At 45.4% G+C, this 21,858-nt stretch carries 17 protein-coding genes and 1 rRNA gene; 8 read left to right on the forward strand and 10 right to left on the reverse strand.

Going from position 1 to position 21,858, the window contains the following annotated elements; all coding sequences use genetic code 11:
- From L1D11_RS16425 to L1D11_RS16440, 4 genes are all read right to left on the reverse strand, one after another.
- A 16S ribosomal RNA gene (locus L1D11_RS16425) occupies nt 1-367 on the reverse strand; the annotation flags it as partial.
- Between the two features lie 504 nt (nt 368-871).
- Entirely contained in the window at nt 872-1,399 is a 528-nt protein-coding gene (gene hemG, locus L1D11_RS16430; RefSeq protein WP_239832889.1) for a menaquinone-dependent protoporphyrinogen IX dehydrogenase, read from the reverse strand.
- Between the two features lie 9 nt (nt 1,400-1,408).
- A complete protein-coding gene (locus tag L1D11_RS16435) occupies nt 1,409-2,866 on the reverse strand; it encodes a TrkH family potassium uptake protein (RefSeq protein WP_239832890.1) in 1,458 nt (485 codons plus the stop codon).
- Nucleotides 2,867-2,900: 34 nt separating this feature from the next.
- Complete coding sequence (locus L1D11_RS16440; protein ID WP_009848168.1) at nt 2,901-3,524, reverse strand: YigZ family protein; 624 nt, start codon at nt 3,522-3,524, stop codon at nt 2,901-2,903.
- A 227-nt stretch (nt 3,525-3,751) separates the two neighbouring features.
- Here L1D11_RS16440 and fadB point away from each other — a divergent pair, with 227 nt between their 5' ends.
- From fadB to L1D11_RS16455, 3 genes are all read left to right on the forward strand, one after another.
- A complete protein-coding gene (gene fadB / locus L1D11_RS16445) occupies nt 3,752-5,923 on the forward strand; it encodes a fatty acid oxidation complex subunit alpha FadB (protein ID WP_239832891.1) in 2,172 nt (723 codons plus the stop codon).
- Between the two features lie 26 nt (nt 5,924-5,949).
- A complete protein-coding gene (fadA, locus tag L1D11_RS16450) occupies nt 5,950-7,113 on the forward strand; it encodes an acetyl-CoA C-acyltransferase FadA (protein ID WP_239832892.1) in 1,164 nt (387 codons plus the stop codon).
- A gap of 240 nt (nt 7,114-7,353) precedes the next feature.
- Nucleotides 7,354-8,334 carry an MDR family oxidoreductase gene (locus L1D11_RS16455; RefSeq protein ID WP_239832893.1) on the forward strand — a complete coding sequence of 327 codons (981 nt, stop codon included), beginning with the start codon at nt 7,354-7,356 and terminating at the stop codon, nt 8,332-8,334.
- Nucleotides 8,335-8,468: 134 nt separating this feature from the next.
- Here the strand turns inward: L1D11_RS16455 and L1D11_RS16460 are convergent, their stop codons facing one another.
- Together L1D11_RS16460 and L1D11_RS16465 are read right to left on the reverse strand one after the other, a co-directional pair.
- Nucleotides 8,469-9,410 carry a LysR family transcriptional regulator gene (locus tag L1D11_RS16460; protein WP_239832894.1) on the reverse strand — a complete coding sequence of 314 codons (942 nt, stop codon included), beginning with the start codon at nt 9,408-9,410 and terminating at the stop codon, nt 8,469-8,471.
- Between the two features lie 154 nt (nt 9,411-9,564).
- Nucleotides 9,565-9,750, reverse strand: coding sequence for a hypothetical protein (locus L1D11_RS16465; protein WP_239832895.1), 186 nt, complete (start codon nt 9,748-9,750; stop codon nt 9,565-9,567).
- A gap of 161 nt (nt 9,751-9,911) precedes the next feature.
- On the opposite strand from L1D11_RS16465, the gene tusA reads away from it, so the two are divergent.
- A complete protein-coding gene (gene tusA, locus L1D11_RS16470) occupies nt 9,912-10,163 on the forward strand; it encodes a sulfurtransferase TusA (RefSeq protein WP_239832896.1) in 252 nt (83 codons plus the stop codon).
- An 82-nt stretch (nt 10,164-10,245) separates the two neighbouring features.
- On the opposite strand, the gene L1D11_RS16475 is transcribed toward tusA, so the two are convergent.
- Both L1D11_RS16475 and L1D11_RS16480 read right to left on the reverse strand, forming a co-directional pair.
- Nucleotides 10,246-10,500, reverse strand: coding sequence for a hypothetical protein (locus tag L1D11_RS16475; protein ID WP_239832897.1), 255 nt, complete (start codon nt 10,498-10,500; stop codon nt 10,246-10,248).
- Nucleotides 10,501-10,651: 151 nt separating this feature from the next.
- Nucleotides 10,652-11,206 (reverse strand): TMEM165/GDT1 family protein, encoded by a 555-nt coding sequence (locus tag L1D11_RS16480; RefSeq protein ID WP_239832898.1) that lies wholly within the window; start codon nt 11,204-11,206, stop codon nt 10,652-10,654.
- A gap of 420 nt (nt 11,207-11,626) precedes the next feature.
- Here L1D11_RS16480 and glyQ point away from each other — a divergent pair, with 420 nt between their 5' ends.
- The 4 genes from glyQ (at nt 11,627) to L1D11_RS16500 (ending at nt 18,390) form a co-directional block, all read left to right on the forward strand.
- On the forward strand, nt 11,627-12,541 hold the full coding sequence (gene glyQ / locus L1D11_RS16485; RefSeq protein ID WP_017632669.1) for a glycine--tRNA ligase subunit alpha: 915 nt from the start codon (nt 11,627-11,629) through the stop codon (nt 12,539-12,541).
- A gap of 2 nt (nt 12,542-12,543) precedes the next feature.
- Nucleotides 12,544-14,610 carry a glycine--tRNA ligase subunit beta gene (glyS, locus tag L1D11_RS16490; RefSeq protein ID WP_239832899.1) on the forward strand — a complete coding sequence of 689 codons (2,067 nt, stop codon included), beginning with the start codon at nt 12,544-12,546 and terminating at the stop codon, nt 14,608-14,610.
- Nucleotides 14,611-14,800: 190 nt separating this feature from the next.
- Nucleotides 14,801-16,888, forward strand: a complete 2,088-nt coding sequence (locus tag L1D11_RS16495; RefSeq protein ID WP_239832900.1) for an alpha-amylase — start codon at nt 14,801-14,803, stop codon at nt 16,886-16,888.
- A 254-nt stretch (nt 16,889-17,142) separates the two neighbouring features.
- Nucleotides 17,143-18,390, forward strand: coding sequence for a valine--pyruvate transaminase (locus L1D11_RS16500; RefSeq protein ID WP_239832901.1), 1,248 nt, complete (start codon nt 17,143-17,145; stop codon nt 18,388-18,390).
- A 109-nt stretch (nt 18,391-18,499) separates the two neighbouring features.
- Here L1D11_RS16500 and L1D11_RS16505 read toward each other — a convergent pair whose 3' ends face one another.
- Both L1D11_RS16505 and gyrB read right to left on the reverse strand, forming a co-directional pair.
- Nucleotides 18,500-18,934: an Hsp20 family protein gene (locus L1D11_RS16505; protein ID WP_009848140.1), complete on the reverse strand. Its 435-nt coding sequence runs from the start codon at nt 18,932-18,934 to the stop codon at nt 18,500-18,502.
- A 500-nt stretch (nt 18,935-19,434) separates the two neighbouring features.
- Entirely contained in the window at nt 19,435-21,852 is a 2,418-nt protein-coding gene (gene gyrB / locus L1D11_RS16510) for a DNA topoisomerase (ATP-hydrolyzing) subunit B (RefSeq protein WP_239832902.1), read from the reverse strand.
- Nucleotides 21,853-21,858: the final 6 nt, after the last annotated feature.

Raw genomic sequence — 21,858 nt, forward strand, 5'->3', positions numbered from 1 at the left:
CTGCTGCCTCCCGTAGGAGTCTGGACCGTGTCTCAGTTCCAGTGTGGCTGATCATCCTCTCAGACCAGCTAGGGATCGTCGCCTTGGTGAGCCATTACCTCACCAACTAGCTAATCCCACCTAGGCATATCTTGACGCGAGAGGCCCGAAGGTCCCCCTCTTTGGCCCGTAGGCGTTATGCGGTATTAGCCATCGTTTCCAATGGTTATCCCCCACATCAAGGCAATTTCCTAGGCATTACTCACCCGTCCGCCGCTCGACGCCGTTATCGTTCCCCGAAGGTTCAGATAACTCGTTTCCGCTCGACTTGCATGTGTTAGGCCTGCCGCCAGCGTTCAATCTGAGCCATGATCAAACTCTTCAATTTAAGATTTTGTGACTCAACGAATACTGACTTCAAAACTACTGTGTAATTTTAAAGCTATTATCATTCTAACAGAATGATAATGAATTGACTGTGCCGATAATAAATTATCGATTGGTCACTCAGTTCATTGAAATCATTTTGATTCCGAAGAATCTGTTTTATCTAACGATAAAACATTTTGATATTCATCAACGAGTGCCCACACAGATTGATAGGTTTAAATTATTAAAGAGCTTTTCCTTTTTGAGCTTCGCTCAAATCGGACGGCCATTTTAGCGATTTAAGTTTTAGTGTCAACCACTATTTTCAAAACTTTTTTCAAGCGCTTGGCTTGGCTAATTTGGCTTACTGATTCGTTTTGGTTTCTTTCGAAGCCATCCCGTGTCAGCGAGGTGGCATTATAGAGATTTCGATCGCACTGGCAAGCCCTTTTTTAAGTTTTTTTCGTTTTTTTATTCGTTCGATTAAAAAGAACTCAAAACGCCTCAAAAGTAGGCTTTTTTCTTACATATTCTTCAGTTTTTCAGTGAACACAGAGACTTTTTCCCAGTTCGTGTACTCAACTTCCTTGGTTGTATCCGTTTCTCCACCTGTCATATTCATAATGAAGCGAATCATGGTTTTATCGAACCAGTTATAACGAGGGTAATAGAGGGCGCCAGCAAAAACACCGATCAAAGTAGGTTGCCACGGGGACTTAAGAAGGAACTTCTTAATGTAAGCGCTGCCTTCAGGGGTATCTTTGCCTTGGTCTTCTTTACGCGCCGTTAAGTTAACGCAAAAGAAAGCAACCTTATTTGATTGCAGCTGAGCAAGGTTGGCATTAATGAATTGATATAGCTTCTTATTGAGGTGCCCATAGCGAATAGATGCGCCAATCAAAACTCGGTCGTATAGAGCAAAGTCGACATTACCAATGGTGTGCAGATCTTGAAGCTCACATTCGAACTCATTCATTTCTTCTTTTATATAGTTCAAGATTTTCTTGCTCTGCCCTTCACGGCTTGAATACAAAAATAGAGCTTTTGCCACAATATGTCCTTAGCTACGCCAAAACGTAGGGGTCAATAAAATTAATAAGGTGAATATCTCTAAACGGCCAAACAGCATGGATACGATCAACACCCATTTAGCCTTGTCATTCACATCGCCGAAGTGCATTGCCACTTCACCTAAGCCTGGACCAAGGTTATTCAATGTTGCCGCTACCGCAGAGAAAGCACTCAGCTCATCCATCCCCATAGCAATAAGAGCCAACATACAAACCACAAAAACCAATGCGTATGCTGAGAAGAAACCCCAAACCGCATCCACAACACGTTGTGGTAGTGCCGAACCGCCAACCTTGATGGTATAGACAGCACGCGGGTGAACAAGACGCTTCATTTCACGAGCACCCTGTAAGGTAAGTAGTAATATTCGAATGACTTTCATACCGCCACCCGTTGAACCTGCACAACCCCCTATAAAAGAAGAGAATAGAAGCAGCACAGGTAAGAATAACGGCCATTCAGAAAAACCGGTGGTGGTGAAGCCTGCGGTTGTTGAAATAGATACTGTCTGGAACAACGCCTGATCGAAAGCATCATAATACGAATCATAAGAGTGATGATTCAGCAGCAATAAGAAACAAACTAAGAACAGGACGACTTGAATAAAGATAAAAGCGCGGAACTCAGGATCTTTCCAGTAATATTTAGGATGTACGCCACCAGAAGCAAATGCCGCAAAGTGAAGAGAATAGTTACACGCAGATATAAGAAGGAACACCACGGTAATCATGTTGATAGCAGGGCTGTTGAAGTAGCCCATACTCGCATCGTGAGTCGAGAAGCCACCAATAGCAATCGTAGAGAAACTATGGCTAATTGCATCAAAGAAACTCATGCCAGCAAGCCAAAACGCCACCGCACAAGCAATAGTTAAGCTGAGATATATGTACCAAAGCGCTTTTGCCGTTTCAGCAATACGCGGGGTCATCTTACTGTCTTTTACTGGGCCTGGAATTTCAGCTCGGTACAGCTGCATACCACCGATGCCCAGAACAGGAAGAATGGCTACCGCCAATACGATGATACCCATACCACCGAACCATTGCAGAAACTGGCGATAAAACAAGATCGCCTTAGGTAGATCATCAAGGCCGACGATCACCGTAGCACCAGTGGTGGTCAGTGCAGAAAAGGATTCGAAGAAAGCATCGGTTACCGAAACATTCGGGTTATCAGCGATCAAAAACGGCAATGCGCCTGCACTGCCGATTACCGTCCAGAACAACACCACAATGAGAAAGCCATCTCGCGCCTTCAATTCATGTTTATAGCGTCGGTTTGGAAACCAGCAAGTTGCTCCACAAAATAATAGAACGAAGAAAGTCGTCACAAATGGCACACCCGCACCATCTCTATAGATCAGTGCGACGAGCGCAGGTGCGAGCATTGATACACTAAAAAGTGCTAATAATAATCCGACGATTCGAATAATTGAGCGAAATTGCATGAGCTATTGAACGAAGCGAAATGCTTCACACTTCCTAGTTGTCTTTGACTTTCGTTACCAGTGCCTTGGCACCGCTTTTATTGATCATGGTTTGGGTAAACGAATCTACCTGAAGGAGCTCTATTTCAATAATAAGCTCAACTTGAACACCATAATCCGCTTGGACTTCAACAGCCTGATGCTGAGCCATAATGGATTGCGCAATTGGCACAAAGCCATAGTCTAACTCTAGCCGTAATTTTGTGGTTATTTTTTTCTCGATAGTTTGAAGCAGCTTGAGAGCTTGTTGCACTCCTCCGCCATATGCCTTTACTAGCCCACCCGTTCCAAGCTTGATTCCGCCAGAATAACGAGTAACAACAGCCGTCAGTTCACCAACACCAGAACCAGACAGTTGCGCCAAGATAGGCTTACCCGCAGTACCAGATGGCTCTCCATCGTCACTAAAGCCCCATTGCATTGAGTCTTCAGGTCGCCCTGCAGCAAAGCCCCAACAATTATGTCGCGCTGATGAATGCTCTTTTTTTACCTGTTCTACGAACTGTTTAGCAGCTTCTACACTTGGAGTATGAGCAAGATGAGTAATAAAGACGCTCTTCTTGATCTCTTCTTCAAACAGAGCCGACGCTGACGGTATTAAATAGGGCTGTTCATTCATATCGTTAACTTAATTAATAAGAGCGGCGAAGTGTATCACGCGTGAATAATAAGGGTTAGAGGATCTGTGCTATCGCACAATGTTAAACAATTGTTTAAAAAATGTATTGAAATTCACCAGGCAGAGGTACAGACTAGAATAACTGGTCTTACCAGGTATTCTACAATAATAGAAAGATAACAAGATTCTCTCAAACAATCGTGGATTGTATGTCATGGAGATAGACAATGATTTACCAAGCTAACACCTTACAGGTAAAAGAATTACAAGATGGTATTGCAGAACTTAACTTCTGTGCTCCGGCCTCTGTAAACAAACTCGACCTTGCTACTTTAGAATCACTAGATAAAGCGTTAGATGCCCTTAATGCTCACGCTGGATTACGTGGTTTAATCTTAACTTCAAATAAAGATGCGTTCATCGTAGGCGCAGACATCACTGAATTTCTAGGCTTATTTGCTAAGCCAGAAGCAGAACTTGATGAATGGTTAAGATTCGCGAATTCAATCTTTAGCAAGCTAGAAGACCTTCCTGTCCCAACTCTTTCAATGATGCGTGGCCATGCCCTTGGCGGCGGCTGTGAATGTGTGCTCGCTACCGATTTCCGTATCGGTGACAAGACCACCAGCATTGGCCTACCTGAAACCAAGCTTGGCATCATGCCTGGCTTTGGTGGTTGTGTGCGTCTGCCTCGTGTTATCGGTGCTGACAGCGCAATGGAAATTATCACGCAAGGCAAAGCATGCCGTGCAGATGAAGCACTAAAAATTGGCTTGTTAGACGCGATTGTAGAAACAGATCAACTGCTAGAGTCGGCAATTAATACCGTTTCTCTGGCTGCAAATGAAAAACTTGACTGGCAGCTACGCCGTCAACAGAAAACATCAGCATTATCGCTAAGCAAACTCGAAGCGATGATGAGCTTTACCATGGCGAAAGGCCTCGTTGCTCAAAAAGCTGGCCCTCACTACCCAGCTCCGATTACTTCAGTCATTGCTATTGAAGAAGCGGCACGCAGCGATCGTGATGCAGCACTCGATATCGAACGTAAACACTTCATCAAGCTGGCGAAATCTGAAGAAGCTAAAGCACTTGTTGGTTTGTTCTTAAATGACCAATACATCAAAGGTCTTGCTAAAAAAGCAGGTAAGTCAGCAACCAAAGACACTCAGCGTGCTGCTGTACTAGGTGCAGGCATCATGGGTGGCGGTATTGCTTACCAATCTGCACTGAAAGGCGTGCCAGTGATGATGAAAGACATCGCACAAGCATCGCTTGACCTTGGTATGAATGAAGCATCTAAGCTATTGAATAAGCGTCTATCTCGCGGTCGCCTAGACGGCTTCAAGATGGCAGGCATCCTGTCTTCGATTACTCCAAGCTTGCATTACGCAGGTGTTGAGCAATCAGACGTCGTCGTAGAAGCCGTGGTAGAAAACCCGAAAATAAAAGCTGCAGTACTGAGCGAAGTGGAAGGCCTAGTTGGTGAAGACACGGTACTCACTTCAAATACTTCTACGATTCCAATCAACCTGTTAGCGAAATCTTTGAAGCGCCCAGAAAACTTCTGTGGCATGCACTTCTTTAACCCAGTACACCGCATGCCTTTGGTTGAGATCATCCGTGGCGAGCATACTTCAGAAGAAACAATTAATCGCGTAGTCGCTTACGCAGCGAAGATGGGCAAATCCCCTATCGTTGTTAATGACTGCCCAGGCTTCTTCGTAAACCGTGTACTTTTCCCTTACTTTGGCGGTTTCAGCATGTTGCTACGTGACGGTGCTGACTTCACTAAGATCGATAAAGTCATGGAGCGTAAGTTCGGTTGGCCAATGGGCCCAGCTTACTTACTAGACGTTGTGGGTCTAGACACAGCCCACCACGCACAAGCTGTGATGGCGCAAGGTTTCCCTGAGCGTATGGGTAAAGAAGGTCGTGATGCGATCGACGCACTTTACGTTGCTGAAAAATACGGTCAGAAAAACGGCAGCGGTTTCTACACATACAGCGTAGACAAACGCGGTCGTCCTAAGAAAACTTTCTCTGAAGACATTCTTCCAATCCTGGCTGACGTATGCCAACAGCCACAAGACTTTGATGACCAGACAATTATCCAACGCGTGATGATTCCAATGATCAACGAAGTGGTGCTTTGTCTAGAAGAAGGCATTATCGCGACACCGCAAGAAGCGGATATGGCACTGGTTTACGGTTTAGGCTTCCCTCCATTCAGAGGCGGCGTATTCCGCTACTTAGACAGTGTGGGCATTGCTAACTTCGTTGAAATGGCGAAAGGCTACCAAGACTTGGGTGCAATGTACCAAGTTCCTCAACTATTGCTTGATATGGCAGCGAAGGGCGAAAGCTTTTACGACAGTCAACAAGCCAGTTCTCTGTAACCCACATTTGGAAAAGGAATAGCAAAATGAATAATGTAGTTGTTGTTGATTGCCTGCGCACCCCAATGGGACGTTCCAAAGGTGGAGCTTTCCGTCACACTCGTGCTGAAGATCTGTCGGCACATTTGATGAAAGGCATTTTAGAGCGTAACCCAGAAGTTAACCCTTCAGAGATTGAAGATATCTACTGGGGTTGTGTACAACAAACTCTAGAGCAAGGCTTCAACGTTGCACGTAACGCCGCTTTGCTTGCTGGTCTACCAATTGAGATTGGTGCCGTAACGGTTAACCGTTTATGTGGCTCATCTATGCAAGCTTTGCATGATGCAACCCGTTCAATCATGGTGGGTGATGCTGAAATCTGCCTGATCGGTGGTGTCGAACACATGGGCCACGTACCAATGAACCACGGTGTTGATTTTCACCCTGGCATGTCTAAACACGTAGCGAAAGCTGCCGGTATGATGGGCCTAACCGCTGAGATGCTAGGTAAAATGCACGGTATTAGCCGTGAAGACCAAGATGCATTCGCTGCACGCTCACATGCTCGTGCTCAAGCAGCAACGGTTGAAGGTCGTTTCAAGAATGAAATCCTGCCAACCGAAGCTCACGCTGCAGATGGTTCTCTATTTACCCTAGACTATGACGAAGTGATTCGTCCTGAAACCACGGTTGAAGGCCTATCCCAGCTGCGTCCTGTATTTGACCCAGCAAACGGTACAGTAACAGCAGGTACTTCATCAGCATTGTCTGATGGTGCTTCTGCAATGCTTATCATGAGCGAAGAGAAAGCCAACGCACTTGGCCTTAAGATTCGTGCTCGCGTGAAGTCGATGGCTATCGCAGGCTGCGATCCTTCAATCATGGGTTACGGCCCAGTACCAGCAACCCAAAAAGCACTAAAACGTGCAGGCCTAGCCATTAAAGATATCGGTGTAATTGAGCTAAACGAAGCGTTTGCCGCTCAATCTCTTCCATGTGCGAAAGACCTAGGTCTACTGGATGTGGTTGATGAGAAAGTAAACCTTAACGGCGGTGCGATTGCTCTTGGTCACCCACTAGGTTGTTCTGGTTCTCGTATCTCGACCACCCTAATCAACCTGATGGAAGCACAAGATGTGAAATACGGCTTAGCGACCATGTGTATTGGTTTAGGCCAAGGTATTGCAACGGTATTTGAACGCCCATAGCGATCACTGACGGTAATACTGGAAGGGTAATCTTTTGTGCAGCTATATTTATATAGCTGCACTTTTTATTACTCGACATCCAACAATACATAGATTCGTTCAGCGAACTTAGCGAAAGAAAATCACTACTTACATCTATGCACAAAACGCATAGATTCAATGTTGATGTTTCATTATTTTTTCTCGGATGATTCAACTAAAGTTACTTCAGTTTCCTAATATTCCTCCACGGAGCAGATCATGTTTAAAGCACTTGTACTAAACCAAGAAGACAAAAAAACTATCGCGTCAGTTTCTCAAATTGAAGAGTCTCAATTACCAGAAGGTAACGTGAAGATTGATGTTAGCTACTCTTCTTTGAACTACAAAGATGGTTTGGCGATTACAGGTAAAGGGCGCATTGTTCGTAACTTCCCTATGGTTCCTGGTATCGACCTTTCAGGTGTGGTTTCACAATCTGATGACCCACGCTACAAAGCAGGCGACGAAGTCGTTCTAACTGGTTGGGGTGTTGGTGAAGGTCACTGGGGTGGCATGGCTGAGAAAGCAAGCCTAAACGGTGATTGGTTAGTACCAATGCCTGCAGGTCTTGACGCTAAAAAAGTAATGGCGATCGGTACAGCTGGCTTCACTGCGATGCTTTGTGTGCAAGCTATCGTAGATGCAGGCATCAAACCTGAAGACGGTGAAATCCTAGTAACAGGTGCAAGTGGCGGTGTGGGTAGCGTATCTATCACTCTACTAAACCAACTGGGGTACAAAGTGGCAGCGGTTACTGGCCGAGCTTCAGAAAATGGCGAGCTTCTAAAATCACTAGGTGCGACACGTATTGTAGAGCGCGCTGAACTAGAAGAACCAGCAAAACCACTAGAAAAACAACTGTGGGCTGGCGCTATCGATACGGTAGGCAGCAAAGTACTTGCTAAAGTGTTGGCGCAAATTGATTACAACGGTGCGGTAGCAATGTGTGGGCTAGCAGGCGGTTTTGACTTACCAACAACAGTAATGCCATTCATTCTACGTAACGTTCGCCTGCAAGGTGTGGACTCTGTAATGTGCCCTCGTGAAAAGCGTATTAAAGCGTGGGAACAATTGGCGGAGCTACTACCAGAATCTTTCTACGCTCAAGCAACCAAAGAAGTGTCTTTAGATGATGCAATTAAAGCTGCAGAAGACATCACTAATGGTCAAATCACTGGTCGCGTAGTCATTAAACTATAGATTCTCAAATACAAAGTTATCAAACATAAGCGCCAACTTTAGGCTTGGATAACCCAAAACAACAAAGGGCTGATTTGTATCAGCCCTTTTGCGTCTTTGTCATTTGGGTCGAGTGAACCCAAACCAAGTCTTAGCTAACCCAAGCCGACATCCGCAATCCGTTTTTGAATCAACTCACCACATTCCTCTTTGACCACTCTTCTCAACCATTGTTGTGAAGCAGAGGAATCGCAGCGCGAGTGCCAGATCAGTGAGTAATCAAACGGCATAAACTCGAATGGCAGCGGCTTGACGACTAAGTCATAACGCTCTGCAACCAAGTACGCCAAATCAGCAGGAACCGTAATCACTAACGGCATTCTATCGACGATCGCCAATGCCGCTTCAAGGTGATAAGCACGCAGTACCATTTTTCTAGGTTGTTGATTGGCTAAAGCGTTGTCCAATAAAGCCTTTACACCATCACTGATCGCAATCATGGCATGAGGTAAAGAGACATAATCCTCAAGGCTCAACGAACTGTCTGCCAAAGGGTGATTTTTAGAGAGTAAGCACGACACCCCCACAGGGCCAAGGACCTCTTGATGAAGTGGCGCAACACTGCCACTTGGTCGGCAAATCGCCATATCGACGCGCTCGGTACTAAGCTGCTTAAACAAATGTTCATGCTGCAGCGGTGCAAATTCCAAAGAGATATTCGGTGCTTGCTCATAAATCTTCGGCAGTGCATACGGCAAGATGGTTTGCATCGCGTAATCAGTGGTCGCAATTAAAAAGCGTTCACTGCAATAGTAAGGGTCAAAATCACTAGGGCTGAGTAATTGACGGAATGATTCTAGAGGCTGATCAATTCGCTGGCTGATCTCGAGCGCTTTTTTGGTCGGAATAAGATGTTGGCCCTGACGAGTAAAAAGAGGATCTTTGAGGAGGTCTCTTAAGCGTCCTAGCACTCGGCTGGTTGCCGACTGGCTCAAGTTGAGACGAAGCGCGGCCTGGCTAACGCTGCCCTCTTCAATCAATACCTTTAACGCGACCAATAAATTAAGGTCTCTACGATAGATGTCTTCTAATTCCACGCCACTTACCTAGTTGAATACAATGATCATTGTTCACTAAATTGTTTATAGCATGCTTTAGATAAAAAAAAATCCCGCAATTACGCGGGGAAGCCCAAGAAAATTTGGGGATAGTGTCGGAATGTCGTATCGGAATTTGTTTGCTGTACCTAGGTTAGTGCTCTTGCTCTTCGGCTACACCCTGCCAACGGCGCATCTCAACCCAAATACCAATAATCGTTGCTACTATGCCAAAAATAGGCATCAGTGAGGCCTCTGTCGATGAGCGTAAAACTAACGCACAAAAAGAAATAAAACAGAGAACCGAATAAATTGTTAATCTATCTAATCCTGTCAACATCGCCACTCCTTAGCTAGTTGCCTTTGTTTCAAATTGTTATCAACTTGTTAACTAAGTTATAGGAAATGATTCTGTTTGCCAAGCACTTATTGCATATTTTTTCTGCAGACGTATTATTCACACGTTAGATAGAGATAGAGATAGAGATAGAGATACAAACCATGACATTCAAACCTGAACTGGCAACCCATACTTTAGAAGCTGAAGGCCTGCGTTGCCCAGAGCCAGTAATGATGGTCAGGAAGACAATTAGAAACATGCAGGATGGCGATGTGTTACTGGTAAAAGCTGACGATCCTTCGACCACGCGAGATATCCCGAGCTTTTGTCGATTCATGGATCACCAGTTGGTAGGCCAAGAGACAGAAACGCTGCCTTATCAATATTTGATCAGAAAGGGATTGGAGGCGTAACGCCCCACCGAGTATCAAGTATCAAAAAAGCCGCTCGTACCTTATGTTCTTAATAGAACTCAGAGTACCAGCGGCTTTTTGTTTATTCGTTTCTAGATTTGTTTTGCAGATGCTCAAGCTGATGCTGGATTTCTCGGATATCTTTACGCAGCGGAATAATATGCGCGACTCGAATCCAAGCCTCTACCGCAAGCCCTGTCATGATCATGGCCCCTGCGACCATTGGCAGCCACATGTCCGTCAACACCATGCCTAGTAATGTAAGTGCAAGACCAAAGGTAAATAGATAACTTTGGCTTTGTGGAGTAATACCCATATAACGCGTCAACATAATCATGCCCTCGTGTTCTTAACTCACAAGATTAAAATATCATGACAAGTATGACAGTTATATGTCCATCCGCTCGATAAACCCCACAATACTGCAAGAGTATGACCTACAACACATTACTCCACTAATTGAGTATAATAAGACTCAATACTGCCTATTAATAGAAAGCCACTGCGATAGCTAAGCCCACGAATAACAAGGCTGTGATCTTACGAATCAGATCAAGAGGCATCTTATCCGCAGACAGTTTACCTATGATCACTACGGGTACATTCGCCAGCAACATACCAATAGTAGTACCCAAAATCACCCACGCTAATGCATCAGAATATTGAGCCCCTAGAATCGACGTCGCAATCTGGGTTTTATCGCCAATCTCAGCGATAAAGAAAGCAATAAAACTGGCGACAAACGGGCCTCGGTTTGAGATCTGCTCATCGTCATCCAGCTTATCGGGAATCAGAATCCAGCCCGCCATTGCAATAAAACTGACCACCAGCACCCACTTTAAAACTTCTGGCGATAAGTAATCAGCGACGACCACACCGAGCCACGCTGCAAGAGCATGATTGGCTATGGTGGCAAAGAAGATAGCTGCAATGATGGGTATCGGCTTTCGATATCGACTGGCTAATAAAAGAGATAACAACTGGGTCTTATCACCGATCTCGGCTAATGCGACAGTTGTAATTGAAATTGCTAAAACGCTCACGACATGCTCATTTGGGATGGAGATTATTATATTTAACCAAAGACAAACCTCGCGCCCCATCCCGGTTCACGATGCTTGTCTAAGGTCTTGCTAAGCGCCACCAAGGTGGTGGTTGCCTCGAACGCCATGATGATTTTGCATCAATTATGTTGACGAACGAACTCATTCACTAGGATATGAACAAGTAAGCTACTCCCCAAAGACCACGAGATTCTAATCACCCACGTAGTCAAAAACAAGTGTCAAACTTATCAAAATATCCACTTGCACCGAAAAACAAACATTAAAGGCAAAAAAATCCATTAAACGACATTTTAGACCACTAATTAAACAAGATTACCCCTACTCGCTTTACGAATATCTCGGTATACTCAGAGGTAATTTTTCTCATTCATTTAAAAGAATCGCGCGAACCTGACTATGCAAAAATACGATATCAAAACCTTCCAGGGAATGATCCTCGCGCTGCAGGATTACTGGGCTCAAAACGGTTGTACCATTGTTCAACCTCTAGATATGGAAGTAGGTGCAGGCACCTCTCACCCAATGACATGTCTACGAGCACTTGGCCCAGAGCCAATGTCTACAGCTTACGTTCAACCTTCTCGTCGTCCAACCGATGGCCGTTACGGTGAAAACCCTAACCGTCTGCAGCACTACTACCAATTCCAAGTAGCGCTAAAACCATCGCCAGACAATATCCAAGAGTTGTACCTAGGCTCCCTAGAGGTTCTTGGTGTTGACCCACTTGTTCACGACATTCGCTTCGTTGAAGATAACTGGGAAAACCCAACACTAGGCGCATGGGGCCTTGGTTGGGAAGTATGGCTAAACGGCATGGAAGTAACTCAGTTTACTTACTTCCAACAGGTTGGCGGCCTTGAGTGTAAGCCTGTAACTGGCGAGATCACTTACGGTATCGAGCGTCTAGCAATGTACATTCAGGAAGTAGATTCTGTTTACGACCTAGTATGGAACGTTGCACCAGACGGTTCTAACGTGACTTACGGTGACATCTTCCACCAAAACGAAGTTGAGCAATCAACATACAACTTCGAGCACGCAGACGTAGATTTCCTATTCACTTTCTTCGATCAGTGCGAAAAAGAGTGTAAAGAACTACTTGAGCTTGAGAAGCCACTTCCGCTTCCAGCTTACGAGCGCATTCTAAAAGCAGGTCACGCATTCAACATCCTTGATGCGCGCAAAGCTATCTCTGTAACAGAGCGTCAACGTTACATCCTTCGTATCCGCAACCTGACTAAATCAGTTGCTGAGGCGTACTACGCGTCACGTGAAGCGCTTGGCTTCCCAATGTGTAAGAAGGATAAATAATCATGGCGAAGAATTTTCTAATTGAACTGGGTACGGAAGAGCTTCCACCAACGGCACTTCGTTCTCTAGCAGAAGCATTTGCTTCTAACTTTGAAGCGGGTCTTAAAACGGCTGAGCTTTCTCACGAAGGCATCAAGTGGTACGCAGCACCTCGCCGCCTAGCACTTAAAGTAACCGCACTAGCTGAAGGCCAAGCAGATAAAGTCGTTGAAAAACGTGGTCCTGCTGTTTCTGTGGCATTCGACGCTGAAGGCAACGCGACTAAAGCTGCACAAGGTTGGGCTCGTGGTAACGGTATTACTGTTGAGCAAGCTGACCGTCTAAAAACAGACAAAGGCGAGTGGCTTCTTTTCAAACAAGAAGTAGCTGGCAAACCTGTTCAAGAATTGGTGATGGACATTGCAGCGAAAGCACTAGCTTGCCTACCAATCCCTAAAGCAATGCGCTGGGGTAACTCAGACATTCAATTTATCCGTCCAGTGAAAACACTGACAGTACTGCTAGGTGATGAGCTTGTTGAAGGCGAAATCCTAGGCGTAGCATCTGCTCGTACTATCCGTGGCCACCGTTTCATGGGCGAACAAGAGTTCACAATCGATTCTGCTGACCAATACCCTGCAATCCTAGAAGAGCGCGGTAAAGTAATGGCAGATTACGAAGCTCGTAAAGCGATCATCCTTGCTGACTCTCAAAAAGCGGCAGCAGCGGTTGGCGGTAAAGCTGACCTAGAAGATGACCTTGTTGAAGAAGTAACGTCTCTGGTTGAATGGCCAGTAGTGCTTACAGCGAAATTTGAAGAAGAGTTTCTAAAAGTGCCTTCTGAAGCGTTGGTTTACACCATGAAAGGTGACCAAAAGTACTTCCCTGTTTACGACGACAACAAGAAGCTACTTCCGAACTTTATCTTCGTATCAAACATCGAGTCTAAAGAGCCTCGTCACGTTATCGAAGGTAACGAGAAAGTGGTACGTCCACGTCTTGCTGATGCGGAATTCTTCTTCAATACAGACCGTAAGCGTCCGCTGATCGACCGTCTACCTGAACTAGACCAAGCTATCTTCCAGAAGCAACTTGGTACTATCAAAGACAAAACAGACCGCATCACAGAGCTTGCTGGCTACATCGCAGAGCAAATCGATGCTGACGTTGAAAAGTCTAAGCGTGCAGGCCTTCTAGCTAAGTGTGACCTAATGACATCTATGGTATTCGAATTTACGGATACTCAAGGTGTGATGGGCATGCACTACGCGACTCACGATGGTGAAGACGAGCAAGTAGCACTAGCACTTTACGAGCAGTACATGCCTCGTTTCGCAGGCGACGATCTACCAAGCACTGGTATCTCTTCTGCAGTTGCAATGGCAGACAAGCTAGACACTATCGTAGGTATCTTCGGTATTGGCCAAGCACCAAAAGGTTCTGACCCATTTGCACTTCGTCGTGCGTCTCTAGGTGTGCTACGTATCATCGTTGAAAACGGCTACAACCTAGACCTAACCGATCTGATCGGTAAAGCGAAAGAGCTACTAGGCGACAAGCTAACCAACGACAACGTAGAAGCTGAAGTTATCGACTTCATGCTAGGTCGTTTCCGCGCATGGTACCAAGATGCTGGTTTCAGCGTTGATATCATTCAAGCGGTGCTAGCACGTCGTCCAACTAAGCCAGCTGACTTTGACCAACGTGTTAAAGCGGTTTCTCACTTCCGTGAATTGGAAGCAGCAGAAGCACTAGCAGCAGCGAACAAACGTGTAGGTAACATCCTTGCGAAATTCGATGGTGAGCTACCCGCTGAAATCGACCTAACTCTCCTTCAAGAAGACGCAGAGAAAGCACTGGCTGAGAACGTTACAGTAATGACGGAAGCACTAGAACCAGCATTCGCAACAGGTAACTACCAAGAAGCCCTAAGCAAACTTGCTGACCTACGTGAGCCTGTTGATGCATTCTTCGATAACGTAATGGTTATGGCTGATGACGAAGCGCTTAAGAAGAACCGTCTAACGCTACTGAACAACCTACGTAACCTGTTCCTACAGATTGCTGACATCTCTCTACTGCAAAAATAAGTACGAGTGATAAAGTTACTTTAGTTGTCTAAAGATAAACACCCAAAGGGAAGCGAAAGCTTCCCTTTTTGTTTTTGTGAACCAAGCATTTATTTGTAGAGGTTTTATTGACCTACTGAATGAAACAGCACTCAGACTGTAGAGGGCATTGTTTGCTATAAATGACCTGTTTATTCAGGGAAAGGAAACAATGAAAAAAACAGTACTCGCGCTTTCAATGCTGGCACTCAGCGCATGCAGCCAAACCAGTGACAACAACCTATTACTGACTATTGATAACGACACTGTCGTATTTGAATCATCCGGTAAAGGCACCGTGATTGCAGAACAGGAACTCGCGAAAGGTAGCTATACCTTCTCTATCAGCGATACTCAAAATACCTGTGGCACCAGCTATGCACTGGCCGAAGAGAGTCGCATCAAGTTCAATAAACCCCTTCGCCTAGACGACTGCGCTGATAAATCTGAAATCGCTATTAAAGTCTTTCGCGCTAACACTTATCAATTTGTACTCAACCCACAGACCAATGAATTCACGGTTCAGATAAAACCAAAGCAACAACAAGTACAAAGCTTTGCTTGTCCGGTACCTAGTGACGAACCAACCATCATCAACGTTGCTCAAACCTTTGATGACGGCACTGTGGTAAGAGACGCCCTTTCAGGCAAACAAGTCACAGTGACCAACGGCAGCGTCACCATGCAGCCTGCAGAAAACAGCCAGGGTGTTCTGTTGCTTGAGAAAGTAGAACAAGAAAACAAAGCAGAATTTAGTTGGGACAACGCCACGGTCTACTTCGTAATGACTGACCGTTTCCACAATGGCAACCCTGATAACGACAACAGTTACGGTCGCAGCCAAGACGGGCAAGATGAAATCGGCACTTTCCACGGTGGTGACTTAGCCGGCTTAACCGAAAAGCTCGATTACATAGAATCACTCGGTGCTAATGCTATCTGGATAACGTCTCCATTAGAGCAAATCCACGGCTGGGTTGGCGGCGGTGACCGTGGTGACTTCAAACACTACGGCTACCACGGCTATTACCATCAAGACTGGACCAAGCTCGATGACAACATGGGCACCGAAGACGAACTGAAAACCTTCATCGATACCGCACACAGCAAAGGCATTCGCGTTGTCTGGGATGTGGTAATAAACCACACGGGATACGCGACGCTTGCCGACATGCAAGAGTTTGATTTTGGCAAGCTAAACCTAACGGATGAAGAAGCAACGAAAACACTTGGCGAAAACTGGACAGACTGGCAACCCGCTAAAGGTCAGAACTGGCACTATTTCAACAACTACATCTCATACAGCGATAAAGAAGCGTGGGAGAAGTGGTGGGGTAAAGCTTGGCTACGCAGCGATATCGGCGCCTATGATTCCCCGGGTTACAACAACCTGACCATGTCTTTAGCGCATCTGCCCGATTTCAAAACCGAATCAACAGAGACAACTGGGCTGCCGAACTTCTATCGCAACAAGTCCACCAGCGCGACCGATGAACTCAAAACACCCCGTGATCACTTAATCACTTGGTTATCGGATTGGGTACGCGAATATGGTGTCGATGGTTTCAGGGTCGATACCGCTAAACACGTAGAACTAGAAGCTTGGGCAGAATTGAAAGAGAGTACCAACCAAGCGTTAGCTGAGTGGAAGCAGAACAACCCCGACAAAGCATTGGATGACCTACCTTTCTGGATGACTGGCGAAGTATGGGCGCACAGCGTAGTCAAATCAGACTACTTTGCGAATGGCTTTGATTCGATCATCAACTTTGAATTCCAGAGTGATATCGCACCAAAGGCGCTTAAATGCCTATCCGATCTCGATGCTGATTACCTTCGTTATGCTGAGAAGATCAATAACGACAGCGAATTCAACGTATTGAGCTATCTATCGTCTCACGACACCTCGCTATTCTGGACGCAACACGGCAGTGACTTTGCCAAACAGACCAAAGCAGCAAACGCGTTGATGCTGGCTCCGGGAGCAGTGCAGATCTATTACGGGGATGAAATTGCACGAGACTTTGGCCCAACGGGTTCCGATCCTATGCAAGGCACTCGCTCTGACATGCCTTGGGATCAAATCACCGGCGAACGTGCAGAGTTGCTAGAACACTGGCAAGCACTTGGCCAATTCCGCCTGCGCCATCCAGCCGTTGCTCAAGGTAAGCACATCATCCGCAACAGCAAGGGCTACTATGCGTTCGAACGCCAATACCAAGATGACAAGGTATTAGTCGTTTATACAGGTTCAAAGTAAACCTTCATAAACATAAACACTAGAAACCAGAGGAGAAGCTTAGGCTTCTCCTTTTTTTATCACTAAAGGTACGCTCAATAAGCAAGCTGTTACTCATTAACCAAACTTTATAGAAGTTTTTTACGTGTTAGAGCATTTGGCGCTATGCGTCGCAAAAACATTGCGGTATGTTCAAGGAATACACTGATGGCAGACATAAGGTCTGCCTTAATGACACATAACAAGCAATCACAATGAATTAGGTAAAATTAGTAATGCAGTTCTCTAAGTTTGGCGAAAAGTTTAATCGATACTCTGGAATCACTCGTTTAATGGATGATTTGAATGATGGCCTGCGCACTCCTGGCGCTATCATGCTCGGTGGTGGTAACCCAGCCGCTATCCCTGCCATGCTCGATTACTTTAACCAAGCCAGTGCCGACATGCTCGCCAGTGGAGAACTCATCGCCGCCCTCGCCAACTACGATGGTCCACAGGGCAAAGACAGCTTCATCAAATCGTTAGCAGCAATGCTGAAAGAGACCTATGGTTGGGACATCAGCGAAAAGAACATCAGCCTGACTAACGGCAGTCAAAGTGGTTTCTTTTACCTGTTCAACCTATTAGCAGGTCAACAACCTGATGGTTCGCACAAGAAGATTTTGTTGCCGATCGCTCCGGAATACATTGGCTACGGTGACGCAGGGATTGATGACGATATTTTTATCTCTTACCACCCAGAGATCGAGCTGCTAGAAAACCGACAATTCAAATATCACGTCGATTTTGAACAACTCAAGGTTGATGACTCGGTGGCGGCTATCTGTGCATCTCGTCCAACCAACCCGACGGGTAACGTACTAACCGACGAAGAAGTACGTAAACTGGATAAGCTGGCGCGTGAAAACAACATTCCATTGCTGATCGACAATGCTTACGGCCTACCATTTCCAAACATCATCTTTGAAGATGTCGAACCGTTCTGGAATGAAAATACCATTCTGTGTATGAGCTTTTCTAAACTTGGCTTGCCGGGTGTGCGTTGCGGTATCGTGATTGCGAGTGAAGAAGTAACACAAGCATTGACCAACATGAATGGAATCATCAGCTTAGCGCCAAACAGTGTCGGCCCTGCGATTGCCAACCACATGATTGAGAAAGGCGATCTACTCCGCTTGAGCAGTGAGGTAATCAAACCTTTCTATAAAGATAAATCTCTACGTGCTGTCGAGTTATTACAAGATGCTATCGATGACCCACGCTTCCGAATCCATAAACCTGAAGGCGCTATCTTCTTATGGCTATGGTTTGATGAACTGCCTATTACCACTATGGAACTGTACGACCGCCTTAAAGCTCGCGGCGTATTGATTGTTCCTGGGGAATACTTCTTTATCGGCCAAGAAGACGAGTGGGATCATGCTCACCAATGCTTGCGTATGAACTACGTTCAAGACGATGAAGCGATGCAGAAAGGTATTGCGATCATTGCAGAAGAAGTAAAAAAAGCTTACTCAGCGTAGTAATAAGAGCTTTTAGCTTACCGTAGACCAAATACAAAAAGAGCACCTCATGAGGTGCTCTTTCACTTTTACTTCCCGATAGTTTTTAGCTCTGAGGAGCTAACAGCAATTAACCTTCTAGTAGGCTATTACCATTGATAGCAATCTTACGAGGTTGCATCGCTTCTGGGATTTCGCGTTCTAGGTCAATGTGAAGAAGACCATTTTCCATGCTTGCACCTACCACTTTTACGTAGTCTGCCAGTTGAAATTTACGCTCGAAATCACGCTCTGCGATACCTTGGTATACGAAGGTTTTCTCTGCTTCTGCTTTACGCTCACCTTTCACAATTAGCATGTTCTCTTTCTGAGTCAGATCTAATTGGTCATCAGCAAAACCTGCGACTGCCATAGTAATACGGTAGTTGTTTTCGTCTTTTTGCTCGATGTTGTATGGAGGGTAACCGCCAGAAGAGTTCTTCGATGTGTTCGCTTCCATCATGTTGAATAGACGATCGAAGCCGATTGCGTTGCGGTAAAGTGGAGTGAAATCTACAGTTCTCATAATGCTATCCTTTTACTAAGCAATAGTCTTAGCCGTTAATTTTACTTAGATCGAACCTGTGAGTGACCCAGTAAACAGCTAAGAGATTCAGTTCGCATTCCTCGGGTTTCACCTCTATTGGCGACAACGCTGGGACATAACAATGAATCAATTTTTAAGTTATGTGCTGCGAAAGTTATCCTCTATTGAGCGATGTTTCGTCAGCGTACTGAAGGTTCTGTTTCTTCTCTTGTAGAGCAAGACAGCCATCCTCTTCACAAATAGATATGTGGATTGAACAAATCAGTTTCAAGGGATTATTTTCAATTATTTTTACAAAACAATATTTTTCAATACCTTATAGACACAAAAAAGCACCATCCAAAGGACAGTGCTTTAAAATAATTTAGGTTTCTTTATCGAAGATGGATTGGTGAGTTCAAGAAGAAGGCGCGCAATTTATAAGTATAAATGAGCACCTTCGACGCAGAAATCGGTCAATCCAACAAAGAGAAAGCAATCTAAACGTCTAGGTTAGCTACTTTAAGTGCATTCTCTTCGATGAAGTTACGACGAGGTTCAACTTGGTCACCCATTAGCGTCGTAAACAACAGATCCGCACCAACAGCATCTTCAATCGTTACTTGCATCATACGGCGAGTTTCAGGATCCATCGTGGTTTCCCAAAGTTGATCAGGGTTCATCTCACCTAGACCTTTGTATCGCTGTAGGCTTAGACCACGACGAGACTCTTTCACTAACCAGTTCAGAGCTTCAACGAAGCTAAACACTTCTTGAGTACGCTCACCACGCTTAATGTAAGCGCCTTCTTCAATCAAGCCATCAAGTGCTTCAGAAAGATCGGCCAGCTTAGCAAACTCTTTAGAGTTAATAAGATCGATGCTCAGTACGTGTTCATGAGTCACACCGTGAGTACGAACTACAATCTTAGGAACGCTTAAACCTAGCTCTTCGTGTTTTTCAACTTCAAGGCTGTATTGGCTAGCACCCACTTCTTTCGCGTTTAGCTGCTCAACAAGCTGCTTGCCCCAAGCTTCAACTGCCGCGTCATCATGACACTGCTCAGCTGTTAGACGAGGAACGTAAATCAGTTCGTGAACCAATGCACGTGGGTAACGGCGGCTCATACGATCCACTAGCTTGATACCCGCGTTGTATTGCTGAACAAGCTTCTCTAAACCTTCACCTGCAAACGCTGGCGCTTCAGGGTTTACGTGCAGTTCTGCATTGTCTAGAGCCAAAGATACTTGATACTGGTTCATCGCATCTTCATCTTTAATGTACTGCTCTTGCTTACCTTTCTTCACTTTGTAAAGTGGTGGTTGAGCAATGTAGATGTAACCACGTTCGATCAGCTCAGGCATTTGACGGTAGAAGAACGTCAGTAGCAGAGTACGGATGTGCGAACCATCGACATCGGCATCGGTCATGATGATGATGTTGTGGTAACGCAGTTTATCTGGGTTGTATTCGTCACGGCCAATACCACAACCAAGCGCTGTGATTAGCGTAGCTACTTCTTGAGAAGATAGCATCTTATCGAAACGCGCTTTCTCTACGTTAAGGATTTTACCTTTCAGAGGTAGGATAGCTTGGTTCTTACGGTTACGCCCCTGCTTAGCTGAACCGCCAGCAGAGTCCCCTTCCACAATATATAGTTCAGACATTGCAGGATCTTTTTCCTGACAGTCAGCAAGTTTACCTGGAAGACCCGCTAAATCTAATGCGCCTTTACGACGAGTCATTTCACGAGCTTTACGCGCTGCATCACGAGCACGTGCTGCATCAATAATTTTAGAACAAACCGCTTTAGCTTCACCTGGGTTCTCAATCAGGAACTCAGATAGCTTCTCACCCATTGTAGATTCAACGGCAGACTTCACTTCTGAAGAAACCAGCTTATCTTTAGTTTGGCTTGAGAACTTAGGATCAGGCACTTTAACAGAAACAATCGCTGTCAAACCTTCACGAGCATCATCACCAGAGGTTGCAGTCTTCGCTTTCTTAGAGAAGCCTTCCTTGTCCATGAAGCTGTTCAGGGTACGCGTTAGCGCAGCACGGAAACCCGCTAAGTGAGCACCACCATCGCGTTGAGGGATGTTGTTGGTGAAACAGTAGATGTTTTCTTGGTAGCCGTCATTCCACTGCATCGCAACTTCAACGGTAATGCCGTCTTCACGCTCAGAGTTAAAGTGGAAGATTTTTTGGATGATTGGCGTTTTGTTCGTATTAAGGTGTTCAACAAACGCTTGAATGCCGCCTTCGTACTCGAAGTGATCCATTTTGTCTTCTTCGCGCTCATCAATCAGCTTGATTGACACACCTGAGTTCAAGAATGATAGCTCGCGTAGACGCTTGGCTAAAATGTCGTAATGGAACTCGATGTTAGTGAAGGTTTCTTCACTTGGCCAGAAACGAATCTCTGTACCCGTTTTATCTGTATCACCTACAATCGCTAGTGGCGCTTGAGGCTCACCATGGCTGTAAGTTTGAGTGTGGATTTTGCCACCACGGTGGATAGTAAGAGTAACTTGCTTAGAAAGTGCGTTAACTACTGAAACACCAACACCGTGCAGACCACCAGATACCTTGTACGAGTTATCATCGAACTTACCACCAGCGTGAAGAACCGTCATGATGACTTCTGCTGCTGATACGTTTTCTTCTGGGTGCAATTCTGTTGGAATACCACGGCCGTCATCGCGAACAGACACAGAACTATCTTCATGGATAGTTACAATGATGTCATTACAGTGACCAGCTAGCGCTTCATCAATAGAGTTATCTACCACCTCAAAAACCATGTGGTGCAGACCGGTACCATCATCCGTGTCGCCAATGTACATTCCAGGACGCTTACGAACCGCATCCAGACCCTTCAGTACCTTAATACTCGATGAATCGTAATTATCTGACATAGTTAC

Origin of the sequence: Vibrio sp. Isolate32, from assembly GCF_022397955.1 — a bacterium.
GTDB lineage: Bacteria > Pseudomonadota > Gammaproteobacteria > Enterobacterales > Vibrionaceae > Vibrio.

Bases quoted from the DNA above. Each gene is read 5' to 3' on its own strand.
- L1D11_RS16435 (WP_239832890.1), bottom strand. From the start codon at position 2,866: ATGCAATTTCGCTCAATTATTCGAATCGTCGGATTATTATTAGCACTT.
- L1D11_RS16440 (WP_009848168.1), bottom strand. From the start codon at position 3,524: ATGAATGAACAGCCCTATTTAATACCGTCAGCGTCGGCTCTGTTTGAA.
- fadB (WP_239832891.1), top strand. From the start codon at position 3,752: ATGATTTACCAAGCTAACACCTTACAGGTAAAAGAATTACAAGATGGT.
- fadA (WP_239832892.1), top strand. From the start codon at position 5,950: ATGAATAATGTAGTTGTTGTTGATTGCCTGCGCACCCCAATGGGACGT.
- L1D11_RS16455 (WP_239832893.1), top strand. From the start codon at position 7,354: ATGTTTAAAGCACTTGTACTAAACCAAGAAGACAAAAAAACTATCGCG.
- L1D11_RS16465 (WP_239832895.1), bottom strand. From the start codon at position 9,750: ATGTTGACAGGATTAGATAGATTAACAATTTATTCGGTTCTCTGTTTT.
- tusA (WP_239832896.1), top strand. From the start codon at position 9,912: ATGACATTCAAACCTGAACTGGCAACCCATACTTTAGAAGCTGAAGGC.
- L1D11_RS16475 (WP_239832897.1), bottom strand. From the start codon at position 10,500: ATGATTATGTTGACGCGTTATATGGGTATTACTCCACAAAGCCAAAGT.
- glyQ (WP_017632669.1), top strand. From the start codon at position 11,627: ATGCAAAAATACGATATCAAAACCTTCCAGGGAATGATCCTCGCGCTG.
- glyS (WP_239832899.1), top strand. From the start codon at position 12,544: ATGGCGAAGAATTTTCTAATTGAACTGGGTACGGAAGAGCTTCCACCA.
- L1D11_RS16495 (WP_239832900.1), top strand. From the start codon at position 14,801: ATGAAAAAAACAGTACTCGCGCTTTCAATGCTGGCACTCAGCGCATGC.
- L1D11_RS16500 (WP_239832901.1), top strand. From the start codon at position 17,143: ATGCAGTTCTCTAAGTTTGGCGAAAAGTTTAATCGATACTCTGGAATC.
- L1D11_RS16505 (WP_009848140.1), bottom strand. From the start codon at position 18,934: ATGAGAACTGTAGATTTCACTCCACTTTACCGCAACGCAATCGGCTTC.
- gyrB (WP_239832902.1), bottom strand. From the start codon at position 21,852: ATGTCAGATAATTACGATTCATCGAGTATTAAGGTACTGAAGGGTCTG.